General features: G+C 34.2%; 14 protein-coding genes. 4 read left to right on the top strand and 10 right to left on the bottom strand.

From position 1 onward, the window contains the following. Nucleotides 1–43: 43 nt before the first annotated feature. Both mfd and BWZ20_RS08125 read left to right on the top strand, forming a co-directional pair. Nucleotides 44–3481, top strand: a complete 3438-nt coding sequence (mfd, locus tag BWZ20_RS08120; protein ID WP_076618759.1) for a transcription-repair coupling factor — start codon at nucleotides 44–46, stop codon at nucleotides 3479–3481. A gap of 42 nt (nucleotides 3482–3523) precedes the next feature. Continuing rightward, nucleotides 3524–4825 carry a TlpA family protein disulfide reductase gene (locus BWZ20_RS08125; protein ID WP_076618763.1) on the top strand — a complete coding sequence of 434 codons (1302 nt, stop codon included), beginning with the start codon at nucleotides 3524–3526 and terminating at the stop codon, nucleotides 4823–4825. Nucleotides 4826–4935: 110 nt separating this feature from the next. On the opposite strand, the gene BWZ20_RS08130 is transcribed toward BWZ20_RS08125, so the two are convergent. Next, nucleotides 4936–5880, bottom strand: coding sequence for a nicotinic acid mononucleotide adenyltransferase (locus tag BWZ20_RS08130; protein WP_076618767.1), 945 nt, complete (start codon nucleotides 5878–5880; stop codon nucleotides 4936–4938). Between the two features lie 236 nt (nucleotides 5881–6116). Here BWZ20_RS08130 and BWZ20_RS08135 point away from each other — a divergent pair, with 236 nt between their 5' ends. After that, a complete protein-coding gene (locus BWZ20_RS08135) occupies nucleotides 6117–7118 on the top strand; it encodes an NAD(P)H-dependent glycerol-3-phosphate dehydrogenase (protein ID WP_076618770.1) in 1002 nt (333 codons plus the stop codon). 159 nt (nucleotides 7119–7277) lie between these two features. Here the strand turns inward: BWZ20_RS08135 and BWZ20_RS08140 are convergent, their stop codons facing one another. From BWZ20_RS08140 to BWZ20_RS08155, 4 genes are read right to left on the bottom strand one after another with little or no spacing between them, the layout of a single operon-like run. Continuing rightward, nucleotides 7278–7673, bottom strand: coding sequence for a hypothetical protein (locus BWZ20_RS08140; RefSeq protein ID WP_076621302.1), 396 nt, complete (start codon nucleotides 7671–7673; stop codon nucleotides 7278–7280). A 34-nt stretch (nucleotides 7674–7707) separates the two neighbouring features. After that, the gene (locus tag BWZ20_RS08145; protein ID WP_076618773.1) at nucleotides 7708–8016 is read right to left on the bottom strand and encodes a GIY-YIG nuclease family protein; all 309 of its coding nucleotides are present in this window, start codon (nucleotides 8014–8016) and stop codon (nucleotides 7708–7710) included. Between the two features lie 49 nt (nucleotides 8017–8065). Further along, a complete protein-coding gene (pheS, locus tag BWZ20_RS08150; RefSeq protein ID WP_076618776.1) occupies nucleotides 8066–9085 on the bottom strand; it encodes a phenylalanine--tRNA ligase subunit alpha in 1020 nt (339 codons plus the stop codon). 56 nt (nucleotides 9086–9141) lie between these two features. Continuing rightward, complete coding sequence (locus BWZ20_RS08155; protein WP_076618778.1) at nucleotides 9142–9498, bottom strand: hypothetical protein; 357 nt, start codon at nucleotides 9496–9498, stop codon at nucleotides 9142–9144. 110 nt (nucleotides 9499–9608) lie between these two features. Between BWZ20_RS08155 and BWZ20_RS08160 the strand changes: the two genes are divergently transcribed. After that, entirely contained in the window at nucleotides 9609–10127 is a 519-nt protein-coding gene (locus BWZ20_RS08160) for a CvpA family protein (protein ID WP_076618781.1), read from the top strand. 46 nt (nucleotides 10128–10173) lie between these two features. On the opposite strand, the gene BWZ20_RS08165 is transcribed toward BWZ20_RS08160, so the two are convergent. From BWZ20_RS08165 to BWZ20_RS08185, 5 genes are all read right to left on the bottom strand, one after another. Then, the gene (locus BWZ20_RS08165; RefSeq protein WP_076618784.1) at nucleotides 10174–10803 is read right to left on the bottom strand and encodes a carbonic anhydrase family protein; all 630 of its coding nucleotides are present in this window, start codon (nucleotides 10801–10803) and stop codon (nucleotides 10174–10176) included. Between the two features lie 59 nt (nucleotides 10804–10862). Beyond that, a complete protein-coding gene (locus BWZ20_RS08170) occupies nucleotides 10863–12440 on the bottom strand; it encodes a SulP family inorganic anion transporter (protein ID WP_076618791.1) in 1578 nt (525 codons plus the stop codon). 86 nt (nucleotides 12441–12526) lie between these two features. Continuing rightward, a complete protein-coding gene (locus tag BWZ20_RS08175; RefSeq protein ID WP_076618793.1) occupies nucleotides 12527–12850 on the bottom strand; it encodes a hypothetical protein in 324 nt (107 codons plus the stop codon). 27 nt (nucleotides 12851–12877) lie between these two features. Next, complete coding sequence (locus tag BWZ20_RS08180) at nucleotides 12878–13639, bottom strand: tetratricopeptide repeat protein (RefSeq protein ID WP_076618795.1); 762 nt, start codon at nucleotides 13637–13639, stop codon at nucleotides 12878–12880. Then, nucleotides 13636–15414, bottom strand: coding sequence for a BatD family protein (locus BWZ20_RS08185; RefSeq protein ID WP_076618797.1), 1779 nt, complete (start codon nucleotides 15412–15414; stop codon nucleotides 13636–13638). Before BWZ20_RS08185 ends, BWZ20_RS08180 begins: the two co-directional genes overlap by 4 nt. Nucleotides 15415–15419 lie beyond the last annotated feature (5 nt).

Genomic DNA, 15419 nt, shown 5'->3' on the forward strand with positions numbered 1-15419 from the left:
AAACATCCTTATATTTGCACCTCACTAAAAAATAAAGCGTCTAGTGAGCAAAACCCTTATCTCGCAAACCTTTTCACAGACTTTGCAACTGCAAAATCTGCAGAATTCTATTGTCCAACCCTTCGACTGTGCTCAGAGCAAGACTGCTCCTAAAATCCACCTAAAAGGTCTCGTAGGATCTTCTTTGTCAATTGTTATTTCAGAGGTTTTTAAGTCTACTGAAAAACCGTTTTTACTCATCTTCGATGATAAAGAAGAAGCTGCCTATTACCTCAACGATTTAGAACAGCTTATCAATGACAAAGATGTTTTATTCTATCCTGGCAGTTATAGAAGACCATACCAAATAGAGGAAACCAATAATGCCAATGTACTTTTAAGAGCAGAGGTGCTTAACCGCATCAATTCTCGCAAAAAGCCATGTATTATTGTTACCTATCCTGATGCGCTTTTTGAAAAAGTAGTAACCAAAAAAGAATTAGAAAAAAACACTTTAAAGATTGCTGTAGGTAATGAATTGAGTATCGATTTTGTAAACGAAGTTCTTTTTGAATATAAATTTAAACGTGTAGATTTTGTTACAGAACCTGGCGAGTTTTCTGTAAGAGGAGGTATTATTGATGTCTTTTCATTTTCGCATGACGAACCTTACCGCATTGAGTTTTTTGGTGATGAAGTTGATAGTATTAGAACCTTTGATGTAGAAACGCAACTTTCTACAGAGCGCATTAAAAAAGCAAGCATCATTCCAAATGTCGCTAACAAGCAGATTGCAGAGCAGCGAGAAAGCTTTTTAAAATATATTTCTAACAAGACGGTTTTATTTGCTAAAAACCCATCATTTATTTTTTCAAAAATTGATGAGTTTTTTGAAAAGGCAGAAGACACTTTCAAAAACCTATCGACCGAAGTAAAACATGCCTCACCCGAAGAATTATTCTGTAATTCAGAATTACTCAAACGACAATTTTTAGAGTATATCTTGGTTGAGTTTGGTGCTTCGACTTATTTTAGTTCTGTCATGTCGAGCGAAGTCGAGACATCTCAGTATTCGGATTTAAAAAGACCTCTCGACTACGCTCGAGGTGACAGCAAAACTATATTTTTCAACACCAAGCCTCAACCATCATTTAACAAACAGTTTAATCTATTAATTGAAGACTTAAATGAAAATCATGCTAACGGTATTACCAGTTATATAGCATGTGTAAGTGAGCAGCAGGCCAAACGTTTTCATGACATTTTTGATGATGCCGAACAAGAAGAAATTCATTATAAAACAGTCGTATTATCGCTTTATCAAGGTTTTATAGATCACGACAATAAAATTGCGGTTTACACAGACCATCAGATTTTTGATCGTTATCATAAATTTCATCTAAAAAACGGTTACGCCAAAAAGCAAGCCATTACGCTTAAGGAGCTCACTAACTTAGAGGTTGGAGATTATGTTACGCACATAGACCACGGCATTGGAAGATTTGGTGGACTTCAAAAAATAGATGTAGAAGGCAAAAAGCAAGAGGCTATAAAATTGGTTTATGGAGAGCGTGATGTACTGTATTTAAGCATCCATTCTTTACATAAAATCACCAAGTTTAATGGTAAAGACGGTAAACCACCTAAGGTCTATAAACTAGGAAGTAAAGCCTGGAAAAATCTTAAGCAAAAAACTAAATCTCGTGTTAAGGAAATAGCCTTTAACCTCATTAAACTCTACGCCAAACGTAAGTTAAAGAAGGGCTTTCAGTATGCACCAGACAGTCATATGCAGTTAGAGTTAGAAGCTTCATTTATTTATGAAGATACTCCAGACCAAGTGTCGTCTACTGCAGACATAAAAGCAGACATGGAAAGCGAACGACCAATGGATCGTTTAGTTTGTGGCGATGTTGGTTTTGGTAAAACTGAAGTTGCCATAAGAGCTGCTTTTAAAGCGGTAGATAATGGTAAACAAGTTGCGGTTTTAGTACCTACAACTATATTAGCTTATCAACATTACAGAACATTTAAAGAACGTTTAAAAGATTTTCCTGTAACGGTAGATTATGTCAATCGTTTTAGAACAGCTAAGGAAAAACGAGAAACTTTAGAAAATCTAGAAAAAGGTGGTTTAGATATCATTATTGGTACGCATCAACTTGCTAATAAAACTGTAAAATTTAAGGATTTAGGACTGCTCATCGTTGACGAAGAGCAAAAGTTTGGTGTTGCAGTAAAGGAAAAGTTAAAGACTATTAAAGAGAATGTTGATGTACTCACACTTACAGCAACACCTATTCCGCGTACATTACAGTTTAGTTTAATGGCTGCAAGAGATCTATCGGTTATTACAACTCCACCTCCAAACCGTTATCCTATAGAAAGTCATGTTATTCGTTTTAATGAAGAAACCATAAGAGATGCTGTGAGTTACGAGATTCAACGTGGTGGCCAAGTGTTTTTTATTCATAATCGTATAGAGAATATTAAGGAAGTGGCTGGTATGATTCAACGTTTGGTGCCAGATGCCAAGATTGCAATTGGTCATGGTCAGCTCGATGGAAAAAAGCTAGAACAATTGATGCTGGCTTTTATGAATGGCGAATTTGATGTTTTGGTAAGTACAACCATTGTAGAAAGTGGTCTAGATGTTCCTAATGCTAATACGATTTTTATCAACAATGCTAATAATTTTGGACTGAGTGACTTGCACCAAATGCGCGGTCGTGTAGGCCGTAGCAACAAAAAAGCATTCTGCTATTTCATAACACCAGAGTATTCTGCCATGACTACAGATGCCAGAAAGCGTATACAAGCACTCGAACAATTTACCGAGCTTGGTAGCGGCTTTAATATTGCCATGAAGGATTTAGAAATACGTGGTGCAGGAGATTTACTTGGTGGTGAGCAAAGTGGTTTTATCAATGATATTGGGTTTGATACGTACCAAAAAATCTTAAATGAAGCCATTGAAGAGCTTAAAGAATCTGAATTTTCGGACTTATACAAAGATGACGGCAAGCCTAAGCAATACGTAAAGGATATTACCATAGATACCGATTTTGAGTTACTATTCCCAGACGACTACGTTAACAGTATTACAGAACGCTTAAATCTGTACACGAAGCTCAATGAGATAAAAACAGAAGAAGAATTACAAAAATTTGAGTCTGAAATCATTGATCGTTTTGGTGAATTGCCAACGCAAGTTCAAGATTTGTTTGATAGCGTTCGCTTAAAATGGATTGCTACAAAGATGGGACTTGAAAAAGTCATTATGAAAAAAGGAAAACTTATCGGTTACTTTATTCAAGATCAGCAAAGTAAATTTTATCAAAGTAATGACTTTAGTAGAGTTTTACAGTTTGTACAAATGAATGCCTCAAAATGCAAAATGAAAGAAAAACAAACCAGAAATGGTTTAAGATTATTAATTACTTTTGAGAAGATAAACTCGGTTTCTTCTGCATTACATGCATTGCAACCCATTATGGCTTAATTATTGGAGTTGTTTTTTTGCAACAAAATTTTAAATCTAATTATGAAAAAACTAGCTACGATTCTATTAATTCTTCCTCTTTTAGCTTTTGCACAAAGCGTTAAAGGTACATTTTCACCATCCGAAGATTTTACACATGCATTCTTGTACGAGGCTACTCCAGAAGGAGCAAATTATATAAGTCATGGCGAATTAAATGACGAGGGACAATTTGAAATTAAAATAGATTCTAGTGCTGCGCCAGGCATTTATAAAATCGTTTATGCAATTCCACCAGAAGAAAACAACTTTGATTTTATTTATGATGGTAAAGAAACTGTGGCTTTTAATTTCAGCCAAGAAAACGGTGTAGAATTTACAGAGTCAGAAGAAAATAAACTTTGGGCGTCGTACCTAAAAAGTATGGATATGGTCAATCAAACCATTGCCAATTATTACGAAAAAGATGGCAAGGACAAAGAAGGTTTTAAGTCGGTTTTTAATGTTTTAAAAGAAACACAAACCAATTACGAAAACTCATCGCAAGGTAAGTTAGTTTCTGCCTTTATTATGGCTAATAGACCTTATATTCCTGCTGAATATGAAGATTTTAACACCTATTCTAAAAATGTAAAAAACAACTATTTCAGTCAAATAGACTTCAGCAACTATATTTTACAAAGCTCTACATTTTTGATAGATCGTGTGGTGTCTTATGTATTTAACATGGTAGAAAACCCTACAAACGACACTTATAAAACTTTAATAGATGATGTTGCTAATGCTATAGATAGTAAAGATTTGAATATAAAAACGTATCTATTAGAAATAATATGGCAACGCTTTGTATCGCAAGAAAATCATAACGTTGCTAATTATATTACCGATAAGCATTTATTAGATTTAGCTAATCAAACAGGTAATAAAGTATTAGCAGAAACTATAAGTTCTTACAAGAACACGTCTATTGGTACTAAAGCTCCAAATTTTGAAATTGTTTCTTCAGAAACTACGACAAGCCTTCACGATCTTAAAGGATCTGAATACTATTTACTTGTGTTTTGGAGTAGTGGTTGTGGGCATTGCCTTAATGAACTTCCAAAAGTTAAAGATTTGGTTGCTAATAAAAGCAATATTAAAGTGGTGGCTTTTGGTTTGGAAGAAGAGCCATCTAAATGGACAGAAGAGATAAAAAAGTATCCAAATTTTATTCATAACATAGGATTGGGCAAATGGGACAACCCAATTGTAAAAACCTATGGAATTGCAGCTACACCAATGTATTTCTTATTAAGCAGTGATAAGATTATTATGTCTAAACCTTATGGTTTTGAGGATTTAGAGGTGGTTTTGAAAGAATTGTAAATTATGATTAAACACTAAAATTTTCAGAATTGCTCGAGTTCAAAATAAAGAAAACGCTCAGTCAACAAGTATCGACTGAGCGTTTTTGAAACTAAATAACCAACCAAAATTTAGCTCCTTGTATTTTCTCTAAGGTTATCTACCTTAGGTGTTTTTTGTTTACGCTTTTTAGGCGTTTCTAGTTGCTTGGCAATATTCCCTTGCGCATCAGAACTTCTGTAGTATGCTATATAACCTCTACCTTCAAACTCATATGCGGTTCCAGAATTTGGGTGAAACAACTCTATTGCCCCATCATTAATAACGCTCAATTCAAAGAATTCATTGTTGAAGAAATCATAATCTAACGTTAAAGTTTTTAAGTACATATTGCCAGATACATCACCTACACCATAAACACCTGTATAATCCCAATATATGTTGTCTGGATTGTTAATATTTACATCCTGAGAACTTCTAAATGTAGAGTCGTTTCCACCAGATAAAAACTGTAGATAGTTTTCGTTATCAAACTCGTTTATAGCTCCAAAATTGCTTGTATAAACTTTCTCCCAAGCTTCATACTCTTGTAAGAAATAATGAATATTGTCATAGAACACAAAGTCATAATCAAAAGTAGATCTTTGATAACCATCTAAAAAGTAAGATGTATCATTAAATGGATTGTAAAGCTCTATGGTATTATGATCTATTTGGTAAACATCAAAACTATCAAACCCATCAATCACATGGTTTACGTCTAATATCATATTATAGGCATCATAATTTCCTATTTGTACACCAAAACCATTGCCTTGGCTTCCAATGCCAACCAAATTATTATTAGCAAAAAGGCGGCCATTATCAAAAGTTAAGGTAAACGCTATTTGTAAAAAAGGGGTTTCGCCATAGCCTTGCGTTGCATTAATATCTACATACCACAGATCATAGGAATGCAATAATTGATCTAAAGAAATTGCAGGTCCATTATCATTAATATGCAACTCTTCCGTGTAACAAGACGTAAGAAGCGTAGCACTAAGCGCAAATCCGAAAAGTAATTTCAATGTCTTCATAATTCAACGGTTTTTAGGGTTACTATCGTTATAATTTCAAAACCTATGCCAAACATCAAAATTCAATTTTCGTAAAGTGCCTTACTGAGCCTGCCGTCGCGATTTAAACTATAACAATACTAAAGACTTCGACACTTCGACTGCGCTCAGTACAGGCAAGCTCAGTCTGACATATAATTCATAAAGGAAATCACTTAATTTATGTATTTTTGAAATACAAAATCGACATATATTCTATGAGTGAATCTAAAAAATATGCAGTATTTGGTGCAGGAAGTTGGGCAACAGCCATTGTAAAAATGCTTTGCGAAAACTTAGATGAAGTAGGCTGGTACATGCGTAGCGTTTACACCAAAGAACACATATTAAAAGAACAACATAATCCAAGCTACTTAAGCTCAGTAGAGTTTCATACAGAGCAATTAAAACTTAGCAATGATATAAATGAAATTGCTGAATGGGCAGATGTCTTGTTTTTTGCCATTCCGTCTGCTTTTATGCACTCAGAGTTGGAAAAACTCACTTTAGATATTAGTAATAAAATTATTGTCTCTGCTGTAAAAGGTATCATTCCAGAATCTGGATTGTTGGTCGGTGAGCATTTTCATGACATTTATAATATTCCGTTTGAAAATATTGCGGTTATCGCAGGCCCATGTCATGCCGAAGAAGTTGCCCTAGAGCGCTTATCTTACCTTACCATTTCTTGCGCAGATGCCATTAAAGCCAAGGCCATTGCCAAAAACTTATCTAGTGACTATATAAAAACCAAAACTAGTGACGATATTATTGGTGTAGAATATGCTGTTATGCTGAAGAATATTTACGCTATTGCTGCTGGTATTGCGCACGGACTTGGTTATGGTGATAATTTTCAAAGTGTATTGATGAGTAACTCTATTCGTGAAATGAAACGTTTTATTAAGAAAATGCACAAGATGAAACGTAACATCAATAATTCTGCTTATTTGGGTGATTTATTGGTTACTGGTTATTCTGTATTTTCTAGAAATAGGATGTTTGGTAATATGATTGGCAAAGGCTATACCGTAAAATCTGCACAAATGGAAATGAATATGGTTGCTGAAGGGTATTACGCTACCAAAAGTGCTTTTGAACTCAACAAAAAGAACAAAAAGAAGACACACTTACCTATTATTAATGCGGTTTACGAAATACTTTATGAAAACAAGAACCCTAAAAAGGTTTTTCAGAAACTAACTGAGAAGCTGGATTAACAAATTCCTGTGAAAACAGGAATCTAATGTAAAAATATAACCTCAAAGCTTGTCTTCCTGAACTTGGTTCAGGATCTCATATAAAATAGATTCTGCCTCATTTACGGAATGACAAAAATTCTAGAATTTAATTAAGATATTCCTGCTTTCGCAGGAATTTTACTTTACCAATACACCCTTCAACTGCATTAAAGGAATAGTTTGAAGTGCTTTTTCGTTTATAGTGTTTTTTCTAAACACATAGGTTTTATCAAACATTTGGTTACCTTCAAAAAAGGTGACTTTAAACGAATTATTCAATTCTAAAACCTTCTCTTGCATAAACTCAATTTTGGCATAACTACGCGCAGGTAATTTTGCGAGTGTATGACGCATAGGAGGCGTCATTTTAGTTTCAGATTTTCCTTGCGAAACAATAAGTACAGTCTCTAAATCTTTATCGCTATTATTTATAATGTAGGCATTCCAGTCTAACGTTTTGTACTCTAAATGTTCTTCTTGCACAACGGCAACGTGTACATCTTTTACTTCTGGAATATTAATGTCTTTTTTCATGATATCTATGTCATTTCGAGCTTGTCGAGAAATCTCAAATCTTATCATTAAGAAAATCCCAATTAGGGTTTTGAGAGTTAATTAAAGCTTCTTTTTTTGACCTTCTCCAACGTTTAAGTTGTTTTTCTCTTTTTATTGCAACTTCAATATCTAAAAAATGTTCGTAATAGATAAGATGTTTGCATTTATATTTATGTGAAAAAGATTTGGAATGCGCTTCAGGGTTATTGTGATAATGAAGTCTATCAACTAAATTATTTGTAACACCAATATATAGGACTGTTTTGTTTTTATTGGTTATTATATAGACATAATAATTATGAGCAGCAATAACTTTTGACATAGTCGATAAATTAAATTAGATTTCTCGACAAGCTCGAAATGACAAAAAATTATAATGCAGACTTAAACTGTTCTAAAAAGCGTACATCATTTTCACTTAACAATCTGATATCACTGATTTGATTCAATAGCATAGCTATTCTATCGATTCCCATTCCGAAAGCAAATCCAGAATATGCTTTAGAATCAATCCCGCAGTTTTCCAAAACATTAGGATCTACCATACCACAACCCATAATCTCTAACCAACCTGTTCCTTTGGTAATTTTATAATCTGTTTCGGTCTCAAGTCCCCAATACACGTCAACCTCAGCACTTGGCTCAGTAAACGGAAAATAAGAAGGTCGTAAACGAATCTTGGACTTACCGAACATTTCTGTTGTAAAGTATTGCAATGTTTGTTTTAAATCGGCAAAACTCACATCCTTGTCTATATATAAGCCTTCTACTTGATGAAAGAAACAATGCGAACGTGCCGAAATAGCTTCATTACGATACACGCGACCAGGTGAAATAGTTCTAATAGGTGGTTTATTATTTTCCATATAACGCACCTGCACGGAGCTTGTATGTGTTCTTAATAAGATATCTGGATTGGTTTGAATAAAAAACGTATCTTGCATATCGCGTGCTGGGTGATATTCTGGTAAGTTTAAAGCTGTGAAATTGTGCCAATCATCTTCAATTTCTGGACCTTCACTAACATTGAAACCAATGCGTGAAAATATATCAATAATTTGATTCTTAACGATAGATATAGGATGACGCGCACCCAAAGCAATAGGCTCTCCAGGACGCGACAAATCACCATAAATGCCTTTATCCTCTTCTTGGCTTTCTAGAGATTCCTTTAAAGCATTTACTTTATCCTCTGCAGTTTTCTTAAGCTGGTTAATGGTCTGACCAAACTCTTTCTTTTGCTCGTTTGCCACGTTTTTGAATTCAGCAAAATACTGTTTTAGTAATCCCTTAGATCCTAAATATTTAATTCTAAATGCTTCTACTTCTTCTTTTGACTGTGCAGAAAACGCTTCCGCCTCTGCTATCAGCTCTTTTAACTTATCTATCATCTCTATGCTGAATTTAATTCAGTAATTCAATTTTGGGACTGCAAATTTAAAAAATATCAATCGATATACTCCATTTCAACAAAATAGTTGACAATGGCCTCTTTCATCAACACACTTTGTTCACCAGCTTTTAAAAATGGTAACTGTTCTTTTACTTTATAATGTGGCCAACCATCGTCATCTACGTAATCAAACTCATAAAACCCATAGGGTTCTAAAAGTTTACATATGGCTATATGCATTAAATCTAGCTTATGGTCTTTTTTGTATTCGCGATGTATTTGCCCAAGCTCTTGCACACCAATGAGGTAAATTATAGAATCTAAGTCGAGCGTATCACCGTCAGCAAATTGCTTAGATAGTTTTTCTACCACTAACTCCCATCGTTCTTTTAACTGTTCGTCTCTTGCCATAAATCGCTTTACAAATTGTGGCTTCAAAGTTAATAAACTAAAAGCTCTCAATAATCGTTATTATTTTAAAATGGTAAAAATCATGTACTTTTACCAAAATCGCTTTATTTATGAGTTTTATTGACATTGTTTTAGCTGCTCTATTACTATTTGGATTCATAAGAGGTCTTTTTAAAGGGCTCTTTGTTGAAATAGCATCGCTAGTTGCTCTAGTACTTGGCGTATATGGCGCTATTCACTTTAGTTATTTTGCTGCAGATTTAATGGAATCTAAGGTAGACTGGAACGAAAAAACCATAAATATTGTTGCATTTGCTATAACGTTTGTAATTATTGTATTGGCTATCAGTTTGGCTGGAAAAGCCTTAACAAAACTAGCTGATTTTGCTGCTTTGGGTCTTTTAAACAAATTACTTGGAGGCGTCTTTGGTGCTCTTAAAATAGGTCTCATCCTAAGTGTCTTACTCATTGTTTTTAATAAACTAAACAACACACTACCTTTTATGGAAAAGGAAGATCTAGAAAAAAGTGTTTTGTATACACCTGTAAAATCTCTGGCACCAATGATTTTTCCTAATCTTATAAAGAGCGAGGAAGAGCAAAAGGCCAATAAAAAAGCAAACAATTAAAAAAGCCACATAATGTGACTTTTTTAGTTGTTATAGAGCAAAAAGGTTAGGTGTAAAACTCTACTTTACCAGTACTTATATTGTACATACCACCAATGATTTTTATTTCGCCGTTTTTCTCCATATCGTTCAAAATGACACTTTGGTTTCTAATATTATCTAAAGTCATTTCGATGTTCTTTTTTGAAACGGCATCCACAAATTCTAAATTAGAAGAATTTCGAGCAGACTCATCTACTGGCTCTTCTACGGCATGGACAGCTGGCTCTATTTTATTTATAAGTGCGGTTAAGTTACCCATCCTTGCATGGTCACAGGCTCCTTTAACTGCACCACAACTTGTATGACCTAATACCAAAATGAGTTTTGTACCTGCTAACTTGCAAGCAAATTCCATGCTCCCTAGTATATCTTGATTTACAAAATTACCCGCAATTCTTATACTAAAAATATCCCCTAAACCTTGGTCAAAAACCAATTCTGCTGAAACTCTAGAGTCTATACAACTCAAAATTGTTGCAAAGGGAAACTGGCCTTTTGCTGTATCATTAACCTGCTCTAGCAAGTTTCTATTTGCTTTTTGATTTTTTTGAAATCTAGTATTTCCTTCTTTAAGATATTGAAGAGCTTTTTCAGGCGTAATCGTGGCTTGAGTTTCTCTTGTATGTGCTTTCATTTCATTTATTTTATGTGCTCAAAAATTTGAAGCATTATTTTTTATAATTTTTTTGTTTTTTAACCCTTCTTCTTTGCCTTAAAGAATGTAACAAAACTATCTGGGTTTTCAACTATTCCTCGTTCAGAAAACAATTTAATATTTATATTTCGTTCTTTGGCTTTAAATGCAAAATCTTCAAGGATTTCTATAATATCGTTATCTAAATATTTGGTATTTCTTACATCTAACTCTAAAGTAGAATTGTGTGGCACACGGTCTAACTCCTTTAAAATGGCACCTTTATTAAAGAATGTAACTTCTTCAGCTAGCGTCATTTTAATTTTGCCATCATCAATATCTTCACCTTCCTTATGTAAGAAGTGAGAGTTTCTATAGCTTCTGTAAAGCACAATGAATATGCCTATGGCAAGACCTAGACCAATTCCTTTTAGAAGATCTAAAAATACAATTCCCAATACGGTTACAATAAAGGGTACAAACTGCATCCACCCACCGTTATACATGGCCTTAAATGTTGACGGTTTTGCCAATTTGTAACCTACAATAAACAGTATAGCTGCCAGCACGGAAAGAGGTATATAATTTAATATACGAGGTATAACAAGTACTGATATAAGTAACAAAAACCCATGAATAATTGCACTTGCCTTAGTTTGACCACCAGATTGCACATTAGCAGAACTGCGTACAATAACTTGAGTTATTGGTAAACCACCAATAAAACCAGATACAATATTACCTGCTCCTTGAGCTAAAAGTTCTCTGTTGGTTGGTGTTACTCTCTTATGAGGATCTAACTTATCGGTCGCCTCCACACACAAAAGAGTTTCTAAGGATGCTACTAGTGCAATGGTAAAACCGGTGAGTATTACATCTCCTCTTGTAATTACACTAAAATTAGGAAAACTGAACTGACCAATAAACGAATCTATTCCATCGGGAACAGGTACACTCACCAAGTGGGAGACCTCAATGGCTAATGTTTCATTTTCATTAGTTAATAAATAGAATATTATTCCTACCACTACAGCAACAAGTGGTCCTTGGACGATTTCAAAAAACTTCCCTTTTTTTATAAGAATGTTACTCCACAATAAAAGTATGAGTAAACTAATAACTCCTATTACAGTCGATCCTATGGTAATATTATCTAATGCTGAGAGAATTGCTGAAAACGTATTTTCGCCAGAGGGTTCTATAAAACTATCTGCACCTTCAGGTTCTATATCGTATCCAAAAAAATGAGGAATTTGTTTCAATATTATAATTATACCTATTCCTGTAAGCATTCCTTTAATTACGGAAGAAGGAAAATAGTACCCTATTATACCAAGCCTGAGAATCCCGAAAATAATTTGAATTATACCTCCGAGCACAACAGCTACCAAAAAGTTTTCCCACCCACCTAATGCGGTAATCGCTGTTAATACAATTGCTGCTAGGCCAGCGGCCGGACCACTTACTCCTATTTGAGAACCACTTAAAAAACCAACGACAATACCACCTATAATTCCTGCTATTAAGCCAGAAAACAATGGTGCTCCACTAGCTAGAGCAATACCCAAACATAATGGCAATGCTACAAAAAATACCACAATACTTGCCGGTATATCGCTTTTTAATGATTTGTACATAATAAATACTATTTATACTTAGATAATACTCTAAGTCTTTTAAAATTAAATTTTGAAACCTTTTTTAACGGTTAGATTTGAACAACTTAAACAAGCGGTCTTTCAGGAGGTGGTGAAATTAAATTTAAGTGAGGTCTACGATAGATATTGGCTGTATATCTAGTATCAACTGGTATGGCCACTTCTTTCGTGGCATCTTCAGACATCTCTAGCGAGTAGTCCAAGAGAAGTTTTATATCTTCTTGTTCTTCCTCTTCTTCGCTCATTCCAAAAAATGCAGAAACGTCTGCCGAATCATCGAAAGATAAGATTATTGTAGGTGCGCTTATTATCATGGTAAATAGTACCACAAAACTAAGTGCAATAGCTTTTTTTAAAATCATAGGTTGTGCTATATATAAATATAACATTTACAATATATGATTTTGTTAACAATATTAAAAGGTCTTTAAGATTTTTATGTCTTTTGAAGGGATCCAACCTGTAGATTTATCTGAAAGCTGGATTTTTTTCCAGTCTTCATAGGTCTCTAACACCTGTACTTTGGTACCCTCATGAAGTCTAAATACTTCTTCTGAGCTCTTGTTAGCCTCAGACCTTACCCTAGATTCTTGTGCAAATACAATGGCAGGATTATCTTTTTTGTATAAATTTTGCCTCTGAAACGCCATGGCTACTGAAAAACAAGAAAAAAACAAGCTTGCTAAACTTATTACAAAAGCCATTCTCTTTCTTGAGGTTGCATGAGAAAAATGATATAATAAAAATAAGGCTACAAATAAAATAACGCCAGTTATGGCAATCTGAGCCCAAGTATCTACACTAAATAAATTGATAACATTATTAATGATTCTAGAAAATCCTACCTGAGGTACAGTATCTATGGCATCAACAGTCATGTTTTTGGCGTAGCCTGTCAAATTATTTATTATGTCTTTATCGTTTGGTTTTAGTAGTAATGCTTTTTCGTAATAATATATACTCGGTGCTACATTGTTAAGTTTATAATTTGCATTTCCTAGATTGAAGTATAATTCAGCAGAATGTTGGCCCGAACTTAAAATGGCTTCATATTTATCAATAGCTTCTGCGTACTTACCATCATTATACAATGCATTGGCTTGATCAAAAAGCGTATCGTTTTGAGGAATAACAATGGTGCTAAAAAAACAAAATATTAAGGCAGTAAGATACTTCATTTTCGTAGTTGTTTGTCTATTAATGAAATTGTTTTTGCAGCTTTGTCATAATCATTTTGCATAGTCACGTTGGTTATTGGTGTATATCTTGCCAATTCGCAACTTTCTAAGATTGAAATAAATTCAGTGACAACATGGGTATTTACCTGTTTTTTTGTAAGCAATGCTTCTATCTTCTCTTTATTAAAATCGCTGGTTTCTATATTTAGCTTTGCCTTTAAATAATTATGAAGTGCTCTTTCTAGCGATTCATAGAACAAAGCTTTTTGACCTAAATTTTTCTTGGCCTCACTTAAGTATTTTTTTGCTAAACGATCTGCTTTTCTTATACGGGTGCCAACAACATCAGCATCACGTTTTTCTTTTGTTCTCCTTATAATAATTGCTAACGGAATTGCTAAAAAGGGCAATAATAACAGGCACCAAAAACTCGTTGATTTAAAAAAGCTTTTTTTGGTCATGGATTCCCAATTAGAAGTCGTCTTTATAAAAGCAAAGGTATTAGCACTAGGTTTTACAGTTTGTTTTGTATTGGAGGCCACTGTGTTTTTTGAATTTTCTACTGAAGCTATGGGTCCATTTACAACATCTATAATGATCTCATCTGATGTGATACGCTTGTAGGTTTCTGACTTAAGATCGAAATATGAAAATGATATAGGTGGTATTGGGTATTTACCGCGATATTGAGGTACAATGGTGTAGGTATCAGAAATGCTTCCTTGCATGCCGCCTAAACCTGTGCGTACGTTTTCATTGTGTTCTGGCTCATAAACCTCTAAAGAACTTGGCGTGTTTAACTTTGGAAGTTCAAATAATTTTAGGTTTCCTCTACCTTTAACTTCAATTTTTGCTTGTAGTGACTCTGTGGCATCTAATTGATTTTTTGATGTTGTAACCTTAAAATCAAAGTCACCCACTGCTCCTTTAAAATCTGATGGCTTGCCTTGCTCTGGTAATGGTTTTACGTTAATTGTTCTACTACCAGCAGTAACGGTTTTTGGGACTTGAGTCATTATTTGCTGGCCAAATATATTGGCTCTACCAGTTGGTACTTCGACCGTTATATCTAAAACTAATGGTTCTAACTTTAATTTACCGGTTTTTTGAGGATATAAAACCGTTTTTCTTAATACTACATAACGGTAGTCTTCACCTTTGTACTCTCCTCTTTGAATATTTAAACCCTTTATTTCGATATTTTGGCTCCAGAAGTCGTTATATCTTGGTGTTTGCTTTTCTCGCCAATTACTACTTATTCCGACCTCTGTAGATACATATAGTTTATAGACTACTGTTGTTGGCTCGTTTAAATAAGGATTGCCGTTAGATACCTCAGCCACTAAATGAATTTTATCAGAAGCAATATCTGCTGCATCTGGTGGACCATTTGGCTTATCTACTGCGGCTGTTACAGTCACCGTTACAGGAAACGTTTTATAAACCTCACCATCAATCTCTATGGTAGCTTGCTTTATTGTAAACTTACCTTTTTTTTTTGGCGCCAAGAAATAGCTGTAGGTTTTTTTGTAGGTTCTTTTACCATTGACATACATGTTTTTTAAAGAGGTGTTGGGACCACCAACAACTGTAAAATCATCAAAGTTGGGAGGTACAAAATTGTCTCCATCTTGATTCATCTCAAAATCAATACGCAAGCGCTCATTAACACCTAACTTTTGCTTACTAACCTTAGCTTCAAATTTTACTTGAGCGTAGGTTAGACTTGATGCAAGTAGGAATAATACTATTGTTATGTTTTTGATGATTTTCATTTTTA

Source organism: Winogradskyella sp. J14-2 (assembly GCF_001971725.1).
Lineage (GTDB): Bacteria > Bacteroidota > Bacteroidia > Flavobacteriales > Flavobacteriaceae > Winogradskyella.

Excerpts from the sequence above, each read along its gene's own strand:
- BWZ20_RS08125 (WP_076618763.1), top strand. The coding sequence starts at position 3,524 with ATGAAAAAACTAGCTACGATTCTATTAATTCTTCCTCTTTTAGCTTTT.
- BWZ20_RS08135 (WP_076618770.1), top strand. The coding sequence starts at position 6,117 with ATGAGTGAATCTAAAAAATATGCAGTATTTGGTGCAGGAAGTTGGGCA.
- BWZ20_RS08145 (WP_076618773.1), bottom strand. The coding sequence starts at position 8,016 with ATGTCAAAAGTTATTGCTGCTCATAATTATTATGTCTATATAATAACC.
- BWZ20_RS08140 (WP_076621302.1), bottom strand. The coding sequence starts at position 7,673 with ATGAAAAAAGACATTAATATTCCAGAAGTAAAAGATGTACACGTTGCC.
- BWZ20_RS08185 (WP_076618797.1), bottom strand. The coding sequence starts at position 15,414 with ATGAAAATCATCAAAAACATAACAATAGTATTATTCCTACTTGCATCA.
- BWZ20_RS08130 (WP_076618767.1), bottom strand. The coding sequence starts at position 5,880 with ATGAAGACATTGAAATTACTTTTCGGATTTGCGCTTAGTGCTACGCTT.
- BWZ20_RS08165 (WP_076618784.1), bottom strand. The coding sequence starts at position 10,803 with ATGAAAGCACATACAAGAGAAACTCAAGCCACGATTACGCCTGAAAAA.
- BWZ20_RS08160 (WP_076618781.1), top strand. The coding sequence starts at position 9,609 with ATGAGTTTTATTGACATTGTTTTAGCTGCTCTATTACTATTTGGATTC.
- BWZ20_RS08170 (WP_076618791.1), bottom strand. The coding sequence starts at position 12,440 with ATGTACAAATCATTAAAAAGCGATATACCGGCAAGTATTGTGGTATTT.
- BWZ20_RS08180 (WP_076618795.1), bottom strand. The coding sequence starts at position 13,639 with ATGAAGTATCTTACTGCCTTAATATTTTGTTTTTTTAGCACCATTGTT.
- pheS (WP_076618776.1), bottom strand. The coding sequence starts at position 9,085 with ATGATAGATAAGTTAAAAGAGCTGATAGCAGAGGCGGAAGCGTTTTCT.
- BWZ20_RS08155 (WP_076618778.1), bottom strand. The coding sequence starts at position 9,498 with ATGGCAAGAGACGAACAGTTAAAAGAACGATGGGAGTTAGTGGTAGAA.
- BWZ20_RS08175 (WP_076618793.1), bottom strand. The coding sequence starts at position 12,850 with ATGTTATATTTATATATAGCACAACCTATGATTTTAAAAAAAGCTATT.